The sequence below is a fragment of the Feifania hominis genome, assembly GCF_014384765.1.
In the GTDB taxonomy this organism is placed as follows: Bacteria; Bacillota; Clostridia; order Oscillospirales; family Feifaniaceae; genus Feifania; species Feifania hominis.
In genome coordinates this window covers 702,527-722,483 of record NZ_JACRSP010000002.1, presented here as the reverse complement: position 1 = coordinate 722,483, position 19,957 = coordinate 702,527, and the positions used below count along the sequence as shown (strand labels likewise).

Annotated in this window: 16 protein-coding genes, 2 tRNA genes and 1 riboswitch; of the genes, 15 read left to right on the top strand and 3 right to left on the bottom strand. The window is 58.5% G+C overall.

Features of this window, described 5'->3' with window-relative positions; all coding sequences use genetic code 11:
- The first annotated feature begins 120 nt into the window (after positions 1 to 120).
- Genes H8695_RS06910 through H8695_RS06885 form a run of 6 tightly spaced genes read left to right on the top strand, consistent with a single transcriptional unit; the run spans position 121 to position 5,282 of the window.
- A complete protein-coding gene (locus H8695_RS06910) occupies positions 121 to 939 on the top strand; it encodes an MBL fold metallo-hydrolase (RefSeq protein WP_249300250.1) in 819 nt (272 codons plus the stop codon).
- 31 nt (positions 940 to 970) lie between these two features.
- Positions 971 to 1,510, top strand: a complete 540-nt coding sequence (locus tag H8695_RS06905) for a hypothetical protein (RefSeq protein ID WP_249300248.1) — start codon at positions 971 to 973, stop codon at positions 1,508 to 1,510.
- Positions 1,511 to 1,551: 41 nt separating this feature from the next.
- Positions 1,552 to 2,655: an L-ascorbate 6-phosphate lactonase gene (gene ulaG / locus H8695_RS06900; RefSeq protein WP_249300246.1), complete on the top strand. Its 1,104-nt coding sequence runs from the start codon at positions 1,552 to 1,554 to the stop codon at positions 2,653 to 2,655.
- Between the two features lie 17 nt (positions 2,656 to 2,672).
- Positions 2,673 to 3,710: a hypothetical protein gene (locus H8695_RS06895; RefSeq protein ID WP_249300244.1), complete on the top strand. Its 1,038-nt coding sequence runs from the start codon at positions 2,673 to 2,675 to the stop codon at positions 3,708 to 3,710.
- Between the two features lie 2 nt (positions 3,711 to 3,712).
- The gene (locus H8695_RS06890; RefSeq protein WP_249300242.1) at positions 3,713 to 4,426 is read left to right on the top strand and encodes an L-ribulose-5-phosphate 4-epimerase; all 714 of its coding nucleotides are present in this window, start codon (positions 3,713 to 3,715) and stop codon (positions 4,424 to 4,426) included.
- 1 nt (position 4,427) lies between these two features.
- The gene (locus H8695_RS06885; RefSeq protein WP_249300240.1) at positions 4,428 to 5,282 is read left to right on the top strand and encodes an L-ribulose-5-phosphate 3-epimerase; all 855 of its coding nucleotides are present in this window, start codon (positions 4,428 to 4,430) and stop codon (positions 5,280 to 5,282) included.
- Between the two features lie 181 nt (positions 5,283 to 5,463).
- On the opposite strand, the gene H8695_RS06880 is transcribed toward H8695_RS06885, so the two are convergent.
- Entirely contained in the window at positions 5,464 to 6,345 is an 882-nt protein-coding gene (locus H8695_RS06880; protein WP_249300239.1) for a LysR family transcriptional regulator, read from the bottom strand.
- Between the two features lie 303 nt (positions 6,346 to 6,648).
- On the opposite strand from H8695_RS06880, the gene H8695_RS06875 reads away from it, so the two are divergent.
- The 6 genes from H8695_RS06875 (at position 6,649) to H8695_RS06850 (ending at position 12,442) form a co-directional block, all read left to right on the top strand.
- Positions 6,649 to 8,001: a sodium/glutamate symporter gene (locus H8695_RS06875; protein WP_249300236.1), complete on the top strand. Its 1,353-nt coding sequence runs from the start codon at positions 6,649 to 6,651 to the stop codon at positions 7,999 to 8,001.
- A gap of 88 nt (positions 8,002 to 8,089) precedes the next feature.
- Complete coding sequence (locus H8695_RS06870; RefSeq protein WP_249300234.1) at positions 8,090 to 9,079, top strand: carbohydrate kinase family protein; 990 nt, start codon at positions 8,090 to 8,092, stop codon at positions 9,077 to 9,079.
- A complete protein-coding gene (locus H8695_RS06865) occupies positions 9,057 to 9,923 on the top strand; it encodes a class II fructose-bisphosphate aldolase (RefSeq protein WP_249300232.1) in 867 nt (288 codons plus the stop codon). Before H8695_RS06870 ends, H8695_RS06865 begins: the two co-directional genes overlap by 23 nt.
- Before the next feature lie 46 nt (positions 9,924 to 9,969).
- Positions 9,970 to 10,818, top strand: a complete 849-nt coding sequence (locus H8695_RS06860; RefSeq protein ID WP_249300231.1) for a transketolase — start codon at positions 9,970 to 9,972, stop codon at positions 10,816 to 10,818.
- Positions 10,818 to 11,771, top strand: coding sequence for a transketolase family protein (locus tag H8695_RS06855; RefSeq protein ID WP_249300274.1), 954 nt, complete (start codon positions 10,818 to 10,820; stop codon positions 11,769 to 11,771). Before H8695_RS06860 ends, H8695_RS06855 begins: the two co-directional genes overlap by 1 nt.
- Positions 11,768 to 12,442: an aspartate/glutamate racemase family protein gene (locus H8695_RS06850; RefSeq protein WP_249300230.1), complete on the top strand. Its 675-nt coding sequence runs from the start codon at positions 11,768 to 11,770 to the stop codon at positions 12,440 to 12,442. The genes H8695_RS06855 and H8695_RS06850 overlap by 4 nt, the downstream gene beginning before the upstream one ends.
- A 53-nt stretch (positions 12,443 to 12,495) precedes the next feature.
- On the opposite strand, the gene H8695_RS06845 is transcribed toward H8695_RS06850, so the two are convergent.
- Positions 12,496 to 12,855, bottom strand: coding sequence for a hypothetical protein (locus tag H8695_RS06845; protein WP_249300228.1), 360 nt, complete (start codon positions 12,853 to 12,855; stop codon positions 12,496 to 12,498).
- A gap of 18 nt (positions 12,856 to 12,873) precedes the next feature.
- Positions 12,874 to 13,314 carry a cell wall hydrolase gene (locus tag H8695_RS06840; RefSeq protein WP_249300226.1) on the bottom strand — a complete coding sequence of 147 codons (441 nt, stop codon included), beginning with the start codon at positions 13,312 to 13,314 and terminating at the stop codon, positions 12,874 to 12,876.
- Between the two features lie 155 nt (positions 13,315 to 13,469).
- On the opposite strand from H8695_RS06840, the gene H8695_RS06835 reads away from it, so the two are divergent.
- From H8695_RS06835 to H8695_RS06825, 3 genes are all read left to right on the top strand, one after another.
- Positions 13,470 to 13,546 (top strand) — tRNA-Asp (locus tag H8695_RS06835).
- A gap of 185 nt (positions 13,547 to 13,731) precedes the next feature.
- Positions 13,732 to 13,807, top strand: a tRNA-Thr gene (locus H8695_RS06830).
- Positions 13,808 to 14,067: 260 nt separating this feature from the next.
- A riboswitch (cobalamin riboswitch) is annotated at positions 14,068 to 14,304 on the top strand.
- Positions 14,305 to 14,491: 187 nt separating this feature from the next.
- Complete coding sequence (locus H8695_RS06825; protein ID WP_249300224.1) at positions 14,492 to 19,954, top strand: S-layer homology domain-containing protein; 5,463 nt, start codon at positions 14,492 to 14,494, stop codon at positions 19,952 to 19,954.
- The last annotated feature ends 3 nt before the right edge of the window (positions 19,955 to 19,957 follow it).

The following is a 19,957-nucleotide window of genomic DNA, read 5'->3' as shown; positions in this document are numbered from 1 at the left end:
TTGCCTGAGAGGGGAATCACTGCTCAAACGAAACATCGCTGCGCCATTCCGACAGGCAGTTGCGTCGGAATGGCGCGGCGGTATGCCAGAGGACCATACGAAAGTTGAGAGGGATAACTTATGAACAAAGATTGTGAACAGGTGCTGTTTGTCACCTTTGCCAAGGACGGACTCTACCAGATCCAGTGCAGCGGGCTGGTTCCCGGCCCTGGTCATGTCTGCTGCACTCTGATTGTGGGGCAGGAGAAGTGCCTGCTGGTGGACAATGGCATTGGAGACGACGACTTTGACGATTTCCCGCCGGAACTGGTGCCGCTAATGGCGGGAAAGGAACTCATCTGTGCGGCCACCCACGGTCATCTGGACCATGTCGGCGGCTCAAAGTGGTTTGACTCCATCTGGGTCATGCCGCAGGACAACCATCTGGTAAAGAGCACATTCGGCTCAGAATACGATGAAAAGGCGGGCCTTATCGCCGGGAAGACTAGAGTTTTGCCTCTGGAGGACGGCCAGATCTTCGATCTGGGCGGCAGATCGGTCAGGGCCATTGCCACGCCCGGCCACACGTGGGGAAGCTGCTGCTTCTACGATGACAGGGCTGAAATCATGCTGACCGGAGACGCTTTGAACCGCCATGTGATGTATCAGTGTGAGATGCCCCCTGTCCCGCTGAGAGTCTGCGCTCAGGGCCTTGAAAATCTGCTGACCTACCCCTTTGACCTGTTTCTGGGCGGGCATCACGGCGAGCCGTTTGCGCGGGAGTTTGTCAGCCGGATGGTGAAGCTGATCCGGTCTTTCGACATTGAAAAAGCACCGCCCTACAAGCGGGAGGGCATGCCCGAAAACATCCGCAACTTCCACGTGGGGCGCGGTTACGGAGACCCGGAGTATGTCTCCATCATCGTCAATGCAGATTACCTGGAAGACTACCTCAAATAGACAGGGAGACTTCTTATCAGGAGGCGGCGGGATGAAAAAATATGCGGCGAATCCTGTGGGACTGGGCGTCTTTGCGGGCAGTGTTCTGATTCTGCTGCTGCTCGAGGCGGTCTATCTGGCGCTGGGCAATTTCCCCGCGGCGGCGCTCTTTTTGGGGTTGATTGTCCTTTACGCAGCCTTTCATGTCAGTTCCCTGCACACTGTCCATTTGAGCAGAAAAGGTATTTCAAAGCACATTCTCGGCTTTCAAAGTGCCGCCTATCACTGGTCGGAAATCCGTGAGGTGGGAGTGCTGTATCCAAAGGTCACAAAACGGCTGGGAAAAAACAGACGCGCCGGCCAGTGTTTCATCTACTTTTCACCTCGAAAGATGGACTCGCAGACAAGACTGAAAGCCTGTGTCAACTGGCCGCCAAAGGATATCATCGCGATGACCTATACCCCCGAGCGTTTTCGGCAGAGTGTTTCTCTGTGGGACGGGAAGTTTGTCTTTTTCAACATCACGACACGGGAGCTGTTTGGGCAGGACACCGCCCTTTTTGACTTCGATGTGCAGGAGATACGGTACTGAGGCCACAGATCTGCGACGCCGCAACAAAAGGAGAGATCAATATGAGTAAAGTGAGTGAGCTCACCAGAGAGTCCTGGATCATGTCCACTTTCCCGGAGTGGGGGACCTGGCTGGTTGAGGATATTGAAAACGAGGTTGTCCCGCCGGGGAATATCGCCATGTGGTGGCTGGGCTGTACCGGTATCTGGTTCAAAACACCGGAGAACACCAACATCACCATCGATTTGTGGTGCGGAAACGGCAAGCGAACACATGGCGATGGAAAGATGGCCGTGGGACACCAGATGGCCAATATGTGCGGGGCCAGAGCCATGCAACCAAACCTGCGCAATGTGCCCTTTGTCATCGACCCGTTTGCGTTCAAACACGTCGATGCCGTGCTGGCGACCCACTACCACCAGGATCACATGTCCGCTGAATGGGCGGCACATGTGATTCAGAGCGGTATGACGACCACGGATCATACGGGAAAGACCATTCCTGTGCCTTTCATCGGCCCCAGTAAATCGGTGGAGACCTGGGTGAAATGGGGAGTCCCGCCGGAGCGGTGCGTCACGGTCAGGCCGGGGGACATCGTCAAGATCAAAGACCTCGAGATTGTCTGCCTGGACAGCTTCGACCGCACCTGCATTGTCACCACCGACTCCACCGGTCCCGACCGGGAGGAGCTCAGCGGAAAATGTCCCACGGACATGGACGACAAGGCGGTCAACTACCTCATTAAGACCCCCGGCGGGAACATCTATCACTCAGGCGACAGCCACTTCTCGATCTACTTTGCCAAACACGGCAAGGACTACGACATCGATGTGGCGTTCGGCTCATTTGGAGAAAACCCCATTGGAATGCAGGACAAGATGTCCTCGGTGGACATTCTTCGCATGGCGGAGAACCTGCGCTGCAAGGTGGTCATCCCCATCCATTGGGATGTGTGGACCAACTTCCAGGCCGACTGTGAAGAGATCAGGCTTCTCTATGACTTTAAGAAAGATCGCAATGAGTACGGCTTTCATCCTTTCTTCTGGCAGGTGGGCGGAAAGTATGTCTATCCCCAGGACAGGGACAAACTCTACTATCATCATCCTCGGGGCTTCGAGGACTGCTTTGAAGCGCCGCAGAACATTCCCTACCGATCCTGCTTGTGAGAGAGGCGAAAGACGGCATGAAGTATCGTAAAAAAACAATACAGAAGCTCGACCACTGCTACGCCGTAAATGTGATGGATGTGGCAGGAGAACCCTACGCGTTTTTTGCCGCTGAGAATAAAAACCCGTGCATTGCCGTGGACTGTGCCACGCAGAGCAGACACCTCACAGTGTGGGAGGAGCCCGGCGGCACCATGGGCCTCGTGCCCATCCCCGGCCGGCCGGGTGAGTTTCTCGCCGGTCAGAAGTTCTATCGTCTCTACGAGTGGGAGGAGGCCTGCATCGCATGGGTCAAGCCCGACGGCAGAGGGGGTTACATCTCGAGAGAGATTTGCACCAAACCCTATCTTCACCGGTTTGATCTGCTTCAGCGTGACGGCAGAACCTGGCTGATTGCCTGTACGCTGGCCGCCCACAAACAGACCAGAGAGGACTGGACCTGGCCGGGAAGTATCTATGTTGCCCCCTTCCCCGACGACTGGGACGGGGAGCTCGACCTCACTGAGCTCAAAGGCGACTGCTTTCAAAATCACGGCTACGCCCGCATTTCCCGGGATGGCCATGATGTGGGGCTGGTCACCTGTGCACAGGGAGTGTTCGAGTTCTTCCCGCCCCGCGCGGGGAGTGAAGACTGGGAAATCAGACAGATCATGACCCAGGCCACCAGCGATGCCGACATCATTGACATCGACGCAGACGGCCAGGAGGAGATCGCAACCATTGAGCAGTTCCACGGCAGCTATTTCCGCATTTATAAGAAGATTGACGGGAGATACCAACAGGTCTTTGAGCATCCCGAGGTCACCGAGTTCTACCACGTGGTCAAGGCCGGCCGGCTGGCGGGAAGACCCTGCTTTGTAGGCGGATTCCGCCGGGGAAAACAACAGCTCTTCGTGGTCTGGTGGGACGAGCACAGACAGGAGTTTGTCGTTGATACTGTCGACGAGGGCGTGGGCCCCAGCAACGCCTGTATTTACAATGGCTCTGACGCAGACGCCCTGTATGTCGCCGACCGGGAAGTCGGTGAGGCAGCCGTCTATTTTGTGGAGGAATGAGCATGGAATACGAATCGCTCAGAGAGCGGGTGTGGAGAGCGAATCTTCTTCTGCCCGGATACAAGCTGGTCACGTTTACCTGGGGAAATGTATCCGAGGTTGACCGTGCCGCAGGAGTTTTTGCCATCAAGCCGTCCGGCGTGGAGTACAGCGATCTGCGCCCGGAGGATATTGTGGTGTTGGATCTGGCGGGACATGTGATGGCGGGGGCTCTGAATCCCTCGTCGGACACCGAGACCCACCTTGAGCTCTACAATGCCTTCCCCTCCATCGGGGGCATTGTACATACCCATAGCTCCCATGCGGTGGCATGGGCTCAGGCGGGGGAGGATATTCCCTGCTGCGGAACCACACAGGCCGATTACTTTTATGGGCCGGTGCCCTGCGCACCCCATCTGACACAGGCTGAGATCGGCGAGGCATATGAGAAGAACACTGGCCGCTCCATAGTCGAGACGTTTCTGAGCCGGGGATTGGATCCGACACATGTCCCCGGTGTTGTATGCGCCAGCCATGGCCCTTTCACCTGGGGCAGAGACGCGGCGCAGGCGGTCTATCACGCCGTGGTTCTCGAGGAAGTGGCCAAGACGGCGCTTTTGACCCGCCAGGTTTGCGGCGAGGCCCGGCCGGCACCGCAGCGCTATCTGGACAAGCACTTTCTGCGCAAGCACGGCCCCAATGCCTACTATGGGCAAAAGGCACGAAAGGGGGAATAATGTGGCGGAGTATCGGCTGGGGCTCTATGAGAAGAGCATGCCGGACACCTTGACGATCCGGGAGAAGCTCGAGCACACCAGACAGGCGGGCTTTGACTATATGGAACTCTCCATTGACGAAAGCGATGCCAAACTTGCCCGCCTCGACTGGACGGCGGAGCAGCTTTACAACCTGCGCGCGGACATGTGGCAGACGGGAACGCCCATTCACTCGATCTGCCTTTCGGGGCATCGCAAGTATCCTCTGGGCCATCCCGACTTCAAGGTGCGCCAGCGGAGCATGGAGATTATGGAGAAAGCCATCGTCCTGGCCTCCCAACTGGGGATCCGGCTGATTCAGCTGGCGGGCTATGACGTCTACTATGAAGAGGGCTGCGATGAGACCAGGGATTACTTCCTGGAGAATTTGAAAAAGGCGGTTCTGATGGCTGGGAAGTACGGCGTGATGCTGGGCTTTGAGACCATGGAGACCCCCTTTATGAATACCGTGGCCAAGGCCATGGCCTATGTGAACGCGGTGGGAAGCCCCTGGCTCCAGATCTATCCGGATCTGGGCAACCTGACCAATGCGGTCGGAGAGGAGGTCCCGACTGATTTGGAGGCAGGAAAGGGGCATCTGGCAGCACTCCACCTGAAAGAGACTGTCCCGGGAGTCTTCCGGGAGGTGCCCTTTGGCACGGGGCATGTGGACTTTGTCAGCGGCGCGGGAAAGGCCCTGGAACTGGGTGTACGGGCTTTTGTGGGAGAGTTCTGGTACGTCGGCGCGAAAAACTGGGAAGAGGAGCTGGCCGTGGCAAACTCTTTTTTGAGAGAGAAACTGCACGAGGGGGCGCAGCACAGCCGGACAGACAGCTGAAAACAGCCGCCGTTAGTCGGCGGCTGTTTTGACTGGCAGCGGAGAGGGTGCTCTGTGAAAAGAGCGTCGAACAGATTTTGTCCCACTGCGGCCGCGGGTGCCGGCAATGGCCTATGCAAGGCACGCGGGATATCGGGCAAAACCCCATAAAAAAAGAACCGTCTTTGAGACGGTTCTTTTTTTATCGTGTCCACTGCTGTGAAAAGCTGACAGCGGCGTCAATCAACGGGGAGGCGGCGTCACGCCGCCAGGATATGCCGACCTCTTTGACGATGGGCTCTCTGATTTTGAGCTCACGCACACCGGTGATGGAGCGGTGGCGAAACTCCTCCGAGGGGAGAAGTGCGACGCCGAGCCCACCCTGAACCATGTACAGGCTGGTTGTGGGGCTGCTGGAACGGCAGACAATGTTCGGCTCAAATCCGGCGCGCCGGCAGGCCTGCAGGCACAGCTCAGAGGCGACCTGGTTGCTCTGGTGAAAAATAAAGTGCTCCTCTCTCAGCTCCGACAGGCTCACACTGGTTCGGGCCGCCAGACGGTGGGGAATCGGTATGGCCAGAGAATAGCGGTCCTCCCCGAGCTTTTGAAAGTGGAGCTGTGAGGGAAGATGGTTGACGGGCCGGTTCATGATGGAAACGTCCAGACTCCGGTCGACCAACCGCTCAATCAGCTGATGGGTTCCCCCCTGCACAATGTTCACCGATATGTTGGGATAGGTGCTGCAGAAAGCCGACAGCATGCCGCCGAAGTCAATGCACTGCAGACTGGTGATGATGCCGAGATTCAGAGAGCCTTTCTGCACGCCGGAGAACTTTGCCATTTCGGCGTGAAGAGCATCCGCCTGCTGAATGATTTCTCTGGCCCGCCTGACAAACTCCTGCCCCGCCTGTGTCAGCGTGACCCCGCGGCTCCCGCGGGAAAAGAGCTGCACGCCAAGCTCGGACTCGGCCTTTGCAACCTGCTGCGACAGCGCCGGCTGCCCGACATGGCATGCCTGGGCCGCAAGCGAGAAGTTCTCGTGTTCGGCGACGGCTATGATGTAGCGCATGGAGTAAAGATCCATTTTGTCCCCTTTCGGCCTATATCACAAAATATGAGTGGCAAATTTGTACAAATAGCACAGAGCCTTTGACCAGGCGTTGCTCGTTGGGGGCACGCCACACCTGTAATATCCCTGTTTTTTTCGCATTTGTCAAGACAAAGCCCCCTTACTATTCATTTTTCTAATAGTAATTGATATTAAGAAGAATTGGACTTTGCACTGCCGATTGGCTATTCTTAAGCTACAGATTCACTCGTGAAGAGGCGCCTCGCGACGAAAGATTTACGGCTGTGAACTTTGAAAAAAAGAAAGGGGATTTGTGTTATGACGGTTGCGTCTATCTATGAAGACCTGGTTATATTCGGGCTGCTTCTGCTGGCCGGGTTTGCCGTGCGTGAGATCATCAAACCCATTCGCAAGCTGTATCTGCCCGCTTCGCTGATCGGCGGCGCGATTGGCCTGATACTCGGCCCACAGATCTGCGGTATCATTCCACAGCCCGAGAGCTTTTCGAGCTTTTCGGGAACGCTGATCAATCTGATGCTGACGGGCATTGTCTTCGGCGTGGTGATCAACAAAGACAAAGTGACAAGCTATTTGGACTACAGCGTTGCCAACCAGAGCGTCTACGGCATGCAGATGACGCTCGGGCCCGTAGTGGGTCTCCTGCTGGCAACCATCTGGACCTCTCTGCCCGAGAGTTGGGGCATCATGGGGCTCTACGCCTTTCACGGCGGCCATGGCACAGCAGCTACCGCCGGGGCTCTGTTTGAGGAGCTGGGCGTTGCCGACAACCAGACTGCGGGAGCCGTTCTCGCGACGATCGGCCTGATTGTTGCCATGACGATTGGCATGGCCGTTGTCAATTTCGGCATTCGCAAGGGCTGGGCAAAGTATGTTAAGGAGCCGCAGTCCCAGCCGGCGTGGGCTCTGGGAGGGCCTCTGCCCAAGGAAAAGCGCACGTCCATCGGCACCACGGTCACAAACTCCATTGGCATCAACCACCTGGCGCTTCAGCTCTCGTGGCTGTTTTTGTCCTACTTTGTAGGAAAGTGGCTGATCAAAGGCCTGACGATGCTCTGGCCCGCCGCGTCGAACATTCCCAGCATGCTCTACGGAATTCTGGGGGCGATGATTGTCTGGCCGCTGCTGAAAAAGCTGAAGCTGGACTGCTACGTTGACAAGCAGACCATCAGCCAGCTCTGCTCGCTGTGCATGGAGATTATCGTGCTGACCGTTGTGGCCACGCTGAACCTGAAATTCCTGGCGGCGAACATTGTTCCCATTTTGATCTACTCGGTGATTCTTGTCGCCATGACGCTCTTCCTGTCGTTCTATCTGCCCTACCGCTTTGCGGAGGACGAGTGGTTTGAGAAAGGCTGTATGATCTTCGGCCACACCACGGGCACCGGCGCGACCGGTTTTGCACTTCTGCGCGCCGTTGACCCGGAGTCGAAATCATCTGTAGGCGACGCCCATGGCGTCTACTCGGCGCTCTCCTGCTGGCAGAACGCGCTGCCGGCGGTTGTTCCTATCTGGATGATGTCGGGAATCGCTCTCACGGTCGGCGTCGGCGGTGCGATGCTGGTGGCCTGCCTGATCGTGGGATTCGGCTACTTTGCCCGCAGAAAGGCAAAGAGGAAAAAGGAAGACAGACAAAAGGTTGAAATCGGCTAGGCCGGTATTCACTCACAGGTTCCGGTACAGGCGGCCGGTGGCATGCGCCGCCGGCCGCCTGTACCACTCACTCGGGAGGAGTTTTTTTATGACGTTTGACATACTCTGCGCGGGGCTTGCCACATACGATACGCTTCTATCACCCATCCCGGAGGACATCATGCAAAAAGACGGTGCCATCGCGCAGGAAGTGCGCACCGGCAGCGGCGGCGATGCGGTGAATACGGCCATCAGCCTTGCGAAACTGGGAATCCGGGTCTGCGTATGCGGCTGCGTCGGCGACGATTCGTTTGCCGACATCATCCAGTCGGACCTGGAGCGCGCCGGCGCCTGCGCAGACGGGCTGGTGCGGGAGCCCGGCCTCTTTACCAACGCTCCGGTCGTACTGGTGTCGCCGACGGGAGAGCGCCACATCATCCGCACCGCAAAGGGCGGGAACCGTTTTTTCAACAGCGGGCACATCGCCCGCAGGCTGCTGGAAAACACGCGTCACCTCCATATCGCCAGCGTCAACATGCTGCCCGGGCTCGACGGAGAACCGCTTGCCGAGCTGTTTCGCACGGCTCACGAACTGGGCATCGGAACCTCGATGGACGCGTCCTTTGACCGGGAGGGCCTCTGGCTGAAACGCATTGAGCCGGCGCTGAGGCACTGTGACATCTTCATTCCCAGCTACCAGGAGGCGACCCACTATGCCGGCTCAGAGGATCTCGAGGAGATCACAAGGACCTTTTCGAAATATGGGCTGAAATACTTTGGCGTCAAGCTGGGGGCCGACGGCGTCTTTGTCACCGACTTTGAAAGGCGGCATTTCCTGCCGAGCTTCTTCCGGGGAAAACCGGTGGACACAACGGGGGCGGGCGACGCCTTTTTTGCCGGCTTTCTGGCCGGCTATCTCAGAGACATGGATTTGCCGCTCTGCGCCGCGCTGGGCAGCGCCCAGGCGGCGTCGGTCATGCGCGCAGTGGGCGCGAACCGCAGCGCGGGCTCGTGGGAGGACGCGGTGAGCTGCCTGAGAGAAAACGGATACGACTTACCAAGGAGGGATACGGCCGATGAGACTGGTAAACTGCAGTGAAATGCTGTGCCGCGCCGTGGCCGGACACTACGCGGTGCCGCAGTTCAACATCAATGGGCTCGAGTGGTGCAAGGGTGTGCTGGAGATCTGTCAGCAGCTGCGCTCGCCCGTTATTCTGGGAACCGCCATGCCTGCGGTGAAAGCCATGGGAGGCTATCGGACCGTAAGAAAACTGGTCGGGGGGCTTTTGGAGGATCTGGACATTACCGTCGCGGTCGCGCTGCATTTGGACCACGGCGACTACGAGGCCTGTCAGCTCTGTCTGAGAGCCGGCTACTCCTCGGTCATGTTTGACGGTTCCAGACTGCCGTTCTCTGAAAATCTGGCGATGACCCGCGAACTGGTGACGCAGTGCCGGGAGGCCGGCGTATCGGTTGAGGCGGAGGTGGGCGCCATTGGCGCCGTCAAAGGCGGGAAAGCGGGTATGGGCGAGTGCGCGGATCCCTCGCAGTGCAGAGAGATGGCCGCCGCGGGAATCACCATGCTGGCCGCGGGAATCGGCAACATCCACGGGGTCTACCCGCCCGACTGGCCCGGTCTGAGCTGGCAGCTGCTCGCAGAGATCAAAGAGGGCGTGGGAGAACTTCCGCTGGTTCTTCACGGGGGCAGCGGCATCCCTGTCGATATGCTGCAAAAGGCAATTGGGCTGGGCGTGGGAAAAATCAACATCAACACAGAGTGCCAGATCGCCTTTATGCAGGGCGCGCGCCGGTATTTTGAGACGGGCCGCGACAGGGAGGAAAAAGGATATTTTGTCCGCAATCTGACAGCCGTCGGGGTAGAGGCGATGAAGCCGGTCATCCGGGAGAAGATCGAGCAGTTTGGCTGTGCGGGCGCGGGTTGAATTCCGACGGAATATCGAAGACACATTCACAGGAAAGAGGGGTGCTTTGGTGAGCAGCTTCTACTATACAGCCGGCGATCTGCGGCGGCTCGAGGTGCAGGCGGCCCAAATCCGCAGGGACATCGTCACCATGATTCACGCCGCAAAAGAGGGACACCCCGGTGGTTCCCTCTCGGCGGTGGAGATCATCACCGCCCTGTACTTCAGCGTGATGAACATTGACCCGCAGAGGCCGCAGTGGGCCGACCGGGACCGGTTTATCCTCTCCAAGGGGCATGCGTGTGTGGCGCTGTACGCCGCCCTTGCGCGGCGGGGCTACTTTGACCCGGCGCTTCTGAGCTCGCTGCGCCGGTACCACTCCATTCTTCAGGGCCACCCGGATATGAACAAGACGCCCGGCGTCGACATGAGCGCGGGGTCGCTTGGAAACGGCCTGTCGGCCGGGGTGGGTATGGCTCTGTCGGGCCGGCTGCGCCGGCGAAATTACATGACCTATGTCATGCTCGGCGACGGCGAGCTCCAGGAGGGGATTGTCTGGGAGGCCGCCATGGCGGCGAGCCACCATCAGCTGAAAAACCTGGTCGCCATCGTGGACTGCAACGGCGTGCAGATCAACGGCTGGACCAATGACGTCATGACCGTTGAGCCGCTTGCGGAGAAGTGGCGCTCTTTCGGCTGGCGTGTGATCGAGGCCAACGGCCATGACATGAGGCAGGTGCTCGATGCGCTGCATACGGCGAGGACGATGTGCCACCCGACTGCGATGCTGATGCGCACAGTAAAGGGAAAGGGCGTCTCCTTTATGGAGGATGACGCCGGGTGGCATGGCAGACCGCCGGACGACGAAGAAATGGTCAGGGCCATTGCCGACATTGAGACAGGAGGTGCGGTGTGATGGTGCAGCCGCCGGCAACCAGAATGGCTTTCGGCCGGGAATTGATGGAAATTGCGAAGACCAACGACAGCTTCGTGGTGTGCAGCGCGGATACGAAGACCTGCGGCCTGGAGCAGTTCGGGCAATTTTTCCCCGGCCGGGAATTCTCCTTTGGAATCGCCGAACAGAATCTGGTGGCGGCCTCTGCGGGTCTTGCCGCCTGTGGGGAAAAGGTGTTTCTGGCAACCTTTGCGGTGTTTGCCTCCATGAGGGCATGCGAGCAGGTGCGCACATTTGTGTGCTACCCCAATCTCAACGTCACGATTATCGGCACCCACGCGGGTCTGCAGGTGGGCGGCGACGGGGCCACCCATGCGGCCATTGAGGATGTGGCGATCATGCGTGCCTTTCCCAACATGACCATTGTGCAGCCGGCGGACGCCGTGGCCGCCCGGGCGCTGGCCCATGCCGCGGTGGACTTCAGGGGGCCTCTCTACGTCCGTCTACACCGGAACCCGGTGGCGGACTGGTACTGTCCCGAGAGCTTTCACTTTGCGTGGGGCAGGGCCAACACAGTGGTTGAAAACGGCTGTGATATGACGATGATCGTCTCCGGCATTCTGCTCGGCAAGGCGGTGAAAGCGGCCGAGATTCTAAAACGGCAGGGTGTGGGGGTGCGCGTGCTGGATATGATGACCATCAAGCCTCTGGACCATGAGGCGGTTGTCCGGGCCGCCCGTGAGACCGGGGCGATCATGACCATTGAGGACCACACCGTCTTCGGCGGACTGGGGTCGGCGGTGGCGGAGGTTGTGGTGAGCAACTGTCCCGTGCCGATGGAGCTTGTGGGTGTGCAGGACCGCTTTGGCGAATCGGGGGACCCGGAGCTCATCTACCGGGATCACGGGATGGATGTGGAGTCTATTGTAGAAAAGGCGAGGGCTCTGCTGTTGAGAAAGAGAGGATCGAGATGAAAAAGCCGCATGTCTGCATTTTACAGACCAGCTTTGCCAGGCGGGATGACACCGTGGCATTTTTGAAAGAAAACGTTCCAGGAGTGAGAGTGGAATTCATCACCGACAGCACCATTCTCGCCGATGTGCGGGCAAATGGGGGCCCCACGCAGGAGATCATAGACCGGATGACGCTCTATGCCAGAGCGGCCGAAATATCGGGGGCAGACCTGATTGTCAACTCCTGCTCCACAGTGGGGGAAGTGGCTGACATCTATGCGCAGGCGGTTCACATTCCGGTCATGAAGATCGATCTGCCCATGGCCAGACAGGCGGTTGAGCTGGGTGAGAGAATCGCGCTCATTGCCACGCTGGAAACCACTCTCGGCCCGAGCGCACGGCTGATTGAGAGCGTGGGGCGGGAGCAGGGAAAACAGATGCGGTGCGACTCGTATCTGCAAAACGACGCCTGGGATGCGCTGCAGGCTGGAAGACCCGAGGAGCACAACCGTCTGCTGATGGAACAGATCCGCAAGCTGGACGGGATGCGCTATGACGCCATCGTCATGGCCCAGGTGTCCATGCGCGCACTGTTGCCGGAGCTGGGAGATGTGACAACGCCGCTGCTGTGCAGCTTTTACTCCGGCTACGGCGCGGTCGCAGAAAAGCTCAATGAGATGGCGGCTGTCTGATGTGAATTCAGCAAAAAAGGCGCCCGGCTGACAGCCGGGCGCCAAAACCATGTTCAGGATGGAAACGTGTTGAGATTGGGTACATTATTCAGTGAGGCGGGTCTTGTGCGCGAGTCGTAGAAAGTCACAAACTTGATGGAGTACATGTCGCAGACCGTGTAGTTGTCGGCGAGCGGGTCATAGAGCGTGACATAGTTGATGCCGACGGCATAGAGAACGCCCTCGCGCGCGACAAGCGTATTGGTGCCGATGAGAAATTGAATGACGACATAGTAGCCGATGTTGTCGGAGAGAACCCCCTGTATGGAGCCGCCCACAACCTCCTCGTTGGTCTGGGGATTCGCAAGGACCGCCTCGCTCTCCGTGGGGCGCGGCGACAGCTCCTCGGCCGGTTTGAAGTTGACATTGTACATGACAGATTCATTCCTTTCTCAGGTAGAATAATAGGCGTCAGTCGGGTTGTAAAAACAGTGGTCTCCGATGCGGACGACAAAAGTCCCGACGGTGGTGGGGAAGTAGGGGGGACAGGTCTCAGAGTAGGGGTTGAAAAACCACAGCGCCTGCCCCAGATTGTAAAGGCGGTTGCCCGCGATTGCCCAGTCGGCAATGTCGTAGTGAATCTGCTCCGGGCGCATGTTGTAGATGTTCTGCATATAGGGCTGCCCGCCGAGAGAGGTCTTCAGACAGGTGAACTGATCCTGCTGGTAGATGATGTTGCGGATGCTCTGCTGCCCGACGCGGGCATATTCGCCGCCCGGGGCATGCACACGGTTCATGACCACGCTCGCCACGGCACGCATGCCGTTGTCACCCTCGCCGCCGGCCTCGCACTGGATGAGACGCGCGAGCAGTTCCCGATCCGAATAGGCCATTGGCATCACTCCTTTCCAATAGTTCATCATATGAGACGGCGGGGGCAAACTATGAATAAAATCAAATAAGAACTTGACAGCAAAGGGCAAAGCCGATATAATAAATAAGCCGAACGGCCCAATATGCGTTGTGAGGCTTTTTTATTCGTCCATGTGGCCGAGTAGTTCAGCTGGTTAGAACGCTAGCCTGTCACGCTAGAGGTCGTGGGTTCGAGCCCCATCTCGGTCGCCAAAGACAAGCCCGGTTCTGTTTTCAACAGAGCCATGAAATAGAGAATCGCCCATTGGGCGAGAACCCGAGAGGGTTTCGGCGTTAAGAAAACATGCCGGTGGCATGTTTTCAGCCGAAAGCGGGAGGCCGCAAGGCCGAGCGTATCGCCTGCGCAGCAGGCGGGATCCCCATCCCGGTCGCCATATGCTGCTGTAGCTCAGTAGGCAGAGCACTTCCTTGGTAAGGAAGAGGTCACCAGTTCGAATCTGGTCAGCAGCTCCATAGAAAACCCGAAAGCCTTGATACAAGTGGCTTTCGGGTTTTTTCTTCGCCGGGGCTTTTGTGCGCTTTCTGCACGCGGAAAGCCTTGATACCAGCTAATTTTCATATCTTCAGAGTACCGCAGACGGGGAGCGGATACAGCGTGATTTTACTTCGGCGCAAAATGGGCTCGGGGGGAGAATTGGTCCGCTGAAATCTCCATTGGTCCACTTTACAAAGCCGGCGTGAAATGATATGGTAGAGACAGTTGATAACCTTAAAATGGAAAGAAGCTCTCTTGTGGCCCGCACCGGCATGTGTACGGTGCGGGATGAAAAGGGAATCAGGTAACCGCCGCCCGGCGGAAGTCCTGAACGGCCGCCGCCACTGTATGCGCTGAGGCTGTCCCCACGACGAAAGTCGGCCACTGGCTCTCGGGCTGGTAAGGCGGGGACAGACCGCTGACCTCTATGTCTGAAAGCGCAAGTCAGGAGACCTGCAAGAGAACTGCGGGTTCCGCTACGGTGTTGTATGGCGGACAGGCAAACAAAACGCGGAAAAACGGCCGCGGCATCATTCTTCTATGGAATGGCGCCGCGGCCGTTTTATTGTTTCCCAATAAAACGGCTGAATCCTGTCGGCGGGGTTGAAAAAACATAGCCACTGGCTATTTGAGATATTGTGCAAAGAATGAGGAGGTAAAACATGAAGAAGAGAATTTTGTCTCTGGCGCTTGTATTGGCGCTGGCTTTCAGTCTGCTGCCGGTGCCCGCAGTGGCCGCACAGGCGCAGACAACAACTCATATCATCGAGAGCGAAGAGGATTTGATCGCTCTCGGCGGTACAGAGATCACAGGCGACGTCGAACTCGCCTGCGATCTCAATATGGCAGGCAGACAGATGCAGCCCATTGCAAAGCTGACGGGCACGTTTGACGGCAATGGGTACACCATTTCCAATCTGAGTCTGTCGGGCGCGGCGGGAACCATGTGGGATCCTGTGTATACCGGCCTGATTGCAGAGCTCGACGGCACAGTACGCAATGTTGTCGTCGAGAATATCACAATAACGGCCGACCAGAACTACAACCATCTGGGTACTCTGGTTGGTGTGATACAGGCCGATGAAAGCAGCGTGGAAAACTGTCGGGTCAGCGGCGCGATCACGAGCACACATTCAACGGGCACCATTTACCTCGGCGGCCTGATCGGCTATGTCAACGGCGCAAGTGTCACGATTGAAAACTGTGTCACCGACGTTGCGCTCACCGGAACGGGAACGGATCAGCTCGGAGGAATGATTGGGTATATCGGCTATGCAAGCTCGGCGGCATTTGAGAACAGCGCGGTGCTGGGTGACGTCGCAGCTGGCAGCTCGAGCGGCCGAGGCGGCGGCTTCATCGGAAGCATTACCAGCGTTTCAGGCACCATTACGCTCAAAAACAGCTTTCTCGGCGCCAAGGTGACGGGCGGCAAAAAAGGCGGGATCGCCTATGTCGCATCGGGTACGCCGAGCGTTACTGTTTCAGACACTTTTTACTATGATAAGGAGAAAAACCCCGACAGCAGCGCATACAGCCCATTTGAAATGCTCCCCAAGAGCAGTGGGGCGGCGACACTGAACGGCACGGCTGTCGGGAAGACCACGGCCGAATTTGGTGAACTTGTGCTGGAGGGCTTTGTCAGCGACAGCACGGGCGGCTATCCCGTTCCGGCGTGGACAGCTGACCTGGCCGAGAGCGGCCGATCGCTGACTGTCACAGCGCCGGGAGCCAAGGCTGTCACACTGAGCGGGGACCACGTACTGAGTGCGCAGGGTGAAACCGATGCGAATGGCGTGCCTGCTTCGGGCCGGTTTGCCATTGAGGGCATTTCGACGGGTGTTTACACCTACAGCGCCACATCGGGCACGGCGGACAGAGGCGACGCGACCGGCAAGCTGGTTGTGGGCAAGATCCGGGAGAACAGCAAGACCATCGTCCTGCCCGAAAAGGTGCCGACCTACGCCGTTGTGCTGGCCGTGACACCGGTCCATGCGGAAGTGACCCTCTCGCGGGGAACCTCCGCCGGCGGTGAGACCGTCACAGCCAGTTCCTCGGAGAACGGCGCATGGACCTATGAGCTCGAGGCGGGCGACTACTACTACACGGCGGCTGCATTTGGCTATGAGAGCGGAACGGGGACTTTTCAGGTCTCTCAGGCCGATCGGATTGAGATCTCACTCGTCGGTGAGACGACAAGCGACGTCACTTTTGCCGTAGACGCAGGCGGTGAGACTGCAAGCGTGAGTGTCAAGCACGGTGAACTTGTCATGCAGCCGAAGCCGGACAATGCGCTCTGCTTTGCTCTGCCAGACGGGGAATACACCTACACGGTATCGGCTCCGGGCCATCTGCCAAAAGAGGGCAGCTTCACTGTCCCCGGCACAACACAGCTCGCTCTCACACTGGAGAAAAACACCGCCTGGGATGGTACCCTCGCCCAGTCGCTCGAGGGCGAGGGAAGTGAGCAATCGCCATATCTCATCCATGACGGACGAGAGCTCGCGCTGCTGGCCCAGAAAGTAAACGACGGCGATGCCGCCTACTCCAAGGCGTATGTGGAACTCGCCGGAGACATTGATCTGGGAGACGTCTCCTGGACGCCGCTTGGCAGCAAGTCGGTCAATCCCTTTATGGGTCACTTTGACGGAAAAGGGTATACGGTCAGCGGTCTCAACGTCGAGGAAGCCTTTGGTTACTATGGCTTCTTCGGTTGCCTTGTCGACGCAACGGTTGAGAATCTGACTGTTGACGGTGAAGTCTACTGCCCGGAGCCCTACGGCAGAGTGGGCGGTCTCACCGGTTATGCCCGCGGCAACGTCGTCATTCGCAACTGCACGAATCTGGCCACGGTCTCCTCGCTTGCGCGGGGCGGCGAGGGCATTGGCGGTCTGGTCGGCGGCTATGATGACAATGTGGAGTACCAGTGGGTCAGTGTCAGTCTGCAGATTGAAAACAGCTGCAATGCGGGCCTGATTGTCTGTACGGGCGCTGACGCCGAGCGCAAGGTCGGTGGACTGGTCGGCGCGAACAAGAACTGTGTTCAGCTGAAAAACAGCTATAACCTCGCCCCCATCTATGCGCCCGACGTCTGGGCCGCGGGGCTCCTCGGCGAGGCTGGCAGCCAGACGGGCAACTGCTACCCGTCCATCACAGATTGCTACAATACGGGAACAGTCACCGGCGCGACCGGCAAGAGTTTTGCGCTCTACGGCAAGGGGACCATTGCCCAGAGCCGTATTGCGGGCAGCTATTCTCTCGCCGGTGCGGCGGCAGATGCCCACGCGGGTACGGCTGTCGCCGATCTGGAGTCGATCAGAACACTCGCACAGAGACTCGGTCACACCTGGCCCGAAGTCTCCGAGGAGCTTCTCACCGAGTCGCTCAAATACAGCGATGTGATCGCGGCGCCGTCGGGAACTTCGATTCCCGGCAAGTTGACGCTGCTCAAGGACGGTGAGACCGCGGACCCCGATGTTGAGCTCATCTGCAGCCAGAGTGCCGATGATATTCAGAGCGGATATCTCCAGTGTGCAGACGGCGCCATTACGCTGATTAAGGCCAACATGCAAAACGAAGCGGTGACGGAGACGGCCACCCTGCGTTGGAGCAGAGACGGCAGACATTTCCGCAAACCGGTGTCGGTGGTCATCTATCCGTCCGCCTCTGTGCGCGCGACGATCGCAAACAACATTGCCAATTCCTATGTCGGAAAATCGGGAGACTGGGTCGTCTTCGACATGGCGGCGTATGAAAAGCTGGGCCTTGGTGAGGCAAAAACCTCTGAGGCTGCCCGGCAGAACTATCTGGATCTGACCATCAACGCTCTACAGAGCAGCAGCGCGCTTGTCACCGATCGCGCCAAGGCCGAGATCGTTTTAGCGGCAATCGGTGTTGACAGCACGCAGCTGACCGCGCTCGACGGTACCGTTTACAACAACGCCGAGAAGCTGCGTACAATGGACCTTGGCAGCAGTTACTATGCGGCGCCCTGGGTGCTTCTCGCCGATGAGCAGGGCAATGTGAACCTGAGTGAAAGCCAAATTCAGCGCATGGTCTCGCTGCTGACGGGTGCACAGGGAGACAACGGCCTGTTCTACTCCATCTGGGGCAATGAAAAATACGATGACGTCGACACCACCGGCACGGCTCTTGCTGCTCTGGCGCGATTCTATCTGGCACAGGAGGATCCCTACGGTGTCAAGTCATCCGTGACGGACTTTGTCGATCGGGCGCTCACGGGACTGAGTGCGGCTCAGGGGGCTAACGGCTCCTATGGCAACGTCAACTCCGATGCGATGGTGGTGACTGGGCTGGTCGCGCTGGGCATTGATCCGGGCAGCGACCCGCGGTTTGTCAAAAATGGCTGCAGCCTGAGTGATGCGCTCATGCTCTATGTCAATGAGAGTGCCACGGGTTTTACCGCCGGCTATGTGTCGGGCGAACAGGGGGAAAAGGCCCAGGCGCTGGCAACCGAGCAGGGCTTCCGGGCGCTGGTTGCCCTTGAGAGCTTTGAAGAACGAAACGGTGTGAGACGGGCGGCAGTACAGCCGTTTAACATCTACTGCGCAAGCGATGTGGTGGGCGGCGAACCCGTTCTGACCCCTGCTGGAGCCAATAGTGTTGGCAAGGTGGAGGCTTCCACCGAGCTCCCCGAGAGCGACACCAATGTGACGGTCGTATTCACGGTGCTGCCGGATGAGAGCAGCAGCTGGCTTGCCTCGAGCGTCACCATGCCTGAGGGCTCGAGCGTCGCACATCTATTGCAGAAGGCCTTTGCGGATGCCGATATGACCTGCGACGGCCTCAGCGACGGATACATCAAGTCCATTACCAAAGGGGCGGTCACTCTCGCTCAGTTTGACAGAGGGCCGAACAGCGGTTGGATGTTCAAAGTCAACGGCAAGATGCCGAGTGTCGGCATTGACGACTGCATTCTCAAGACCGGCGATCAGGTTGTCTTCTATTACACCGATGACTGGAGCAGAGAATCCGGCACCGATGACTGGGGCGCGGGCGGTACAACGGTCACAGCGCCCAGTGCGACTCTGACACCGAAAGCCTCGGTAGACGCTGACGGCAACGCCACGGCATCGGTGACAGCAGCCGAGGTCAAATCGGCAGCTGCTGCGGGTGGCCAGGTGGTTATCATCCCAGCTGATGCCGACGGAGCAGACAGTGTCGGCGTCACGCTGGCGAACGGCGCCGCACAGGCGCTCGCCGACGCCAAAGTTGGCGTCAGCGTTCAGACCGCGGTGGGAAGTGTGGCGCTGACCGCCGCCGGTGCGCAGCAACTCGCCGCCGAGGGCGGCGAGGTAAGGTTCTCCCTTGCCAGAGAGACCAGTGCCGCAGAGGAGACCGACACGTTTACCGTAGAGGTGAAAGTGGGGTCGCGGACACTTGAGACAATCGATGGCGGTATTCGGGTAAATCTGCCTGCCGGCACATCATCTGTGTGGGCGGTAGTCGCCGCTGTACAGACCGACGGAAGTCTCGCGGTGATCCCCAAGTCCGCTGTGGATAAGACCGGAGCGAAAGCTCTGCTGGATGGCACTGCCACGCTGTGTGTTATCGACAGCCCCAGAGCGTTCTCCGATGTCAGAGAGGGCGACTGGTTTGAGAGCAATGTGGCCTTTGCAGTGGCGCGCGGACTCTTCCAGGGGGTCAGTGAGACTCAGTTCGCCCCGAATGATCCGATGACCCGCGCCATGTTTGTAACGGTTGTCCACCGGCTCGAGGGGCTGCCGGCGGGCGGCGAGGGACGGTTTGACGATGTGCCGGCGGAGACGTGGTACTTTGAAGCGGTCAACTGGGCGGCGGAAAACGGCATTGTCGACGGCAAGGGAGACGGTTTTCTGCCGGAGGACTTCATTACCCGCCAGGAGCTCGCCGTCATGATGTTCCGCTATGCAAACACGCTCGGGATGGATCGGTCTGAGAGTGCAGAGCTCTCCCGCTTTTCCGACGGGGAGAAGACGGCCGACTGGGCAAGAGAGGCCATGCAGTGGGCGGTCGGCTCCTGGCTTGTTACAGGCAGGGAGGGAGCCGTACTCGACCCGACCGGAACCGCAAGCCGTGCGGAGGTTGCGACCATGCTTCAGCGGTTGATACAGGCACTTCTCAAATAGAAA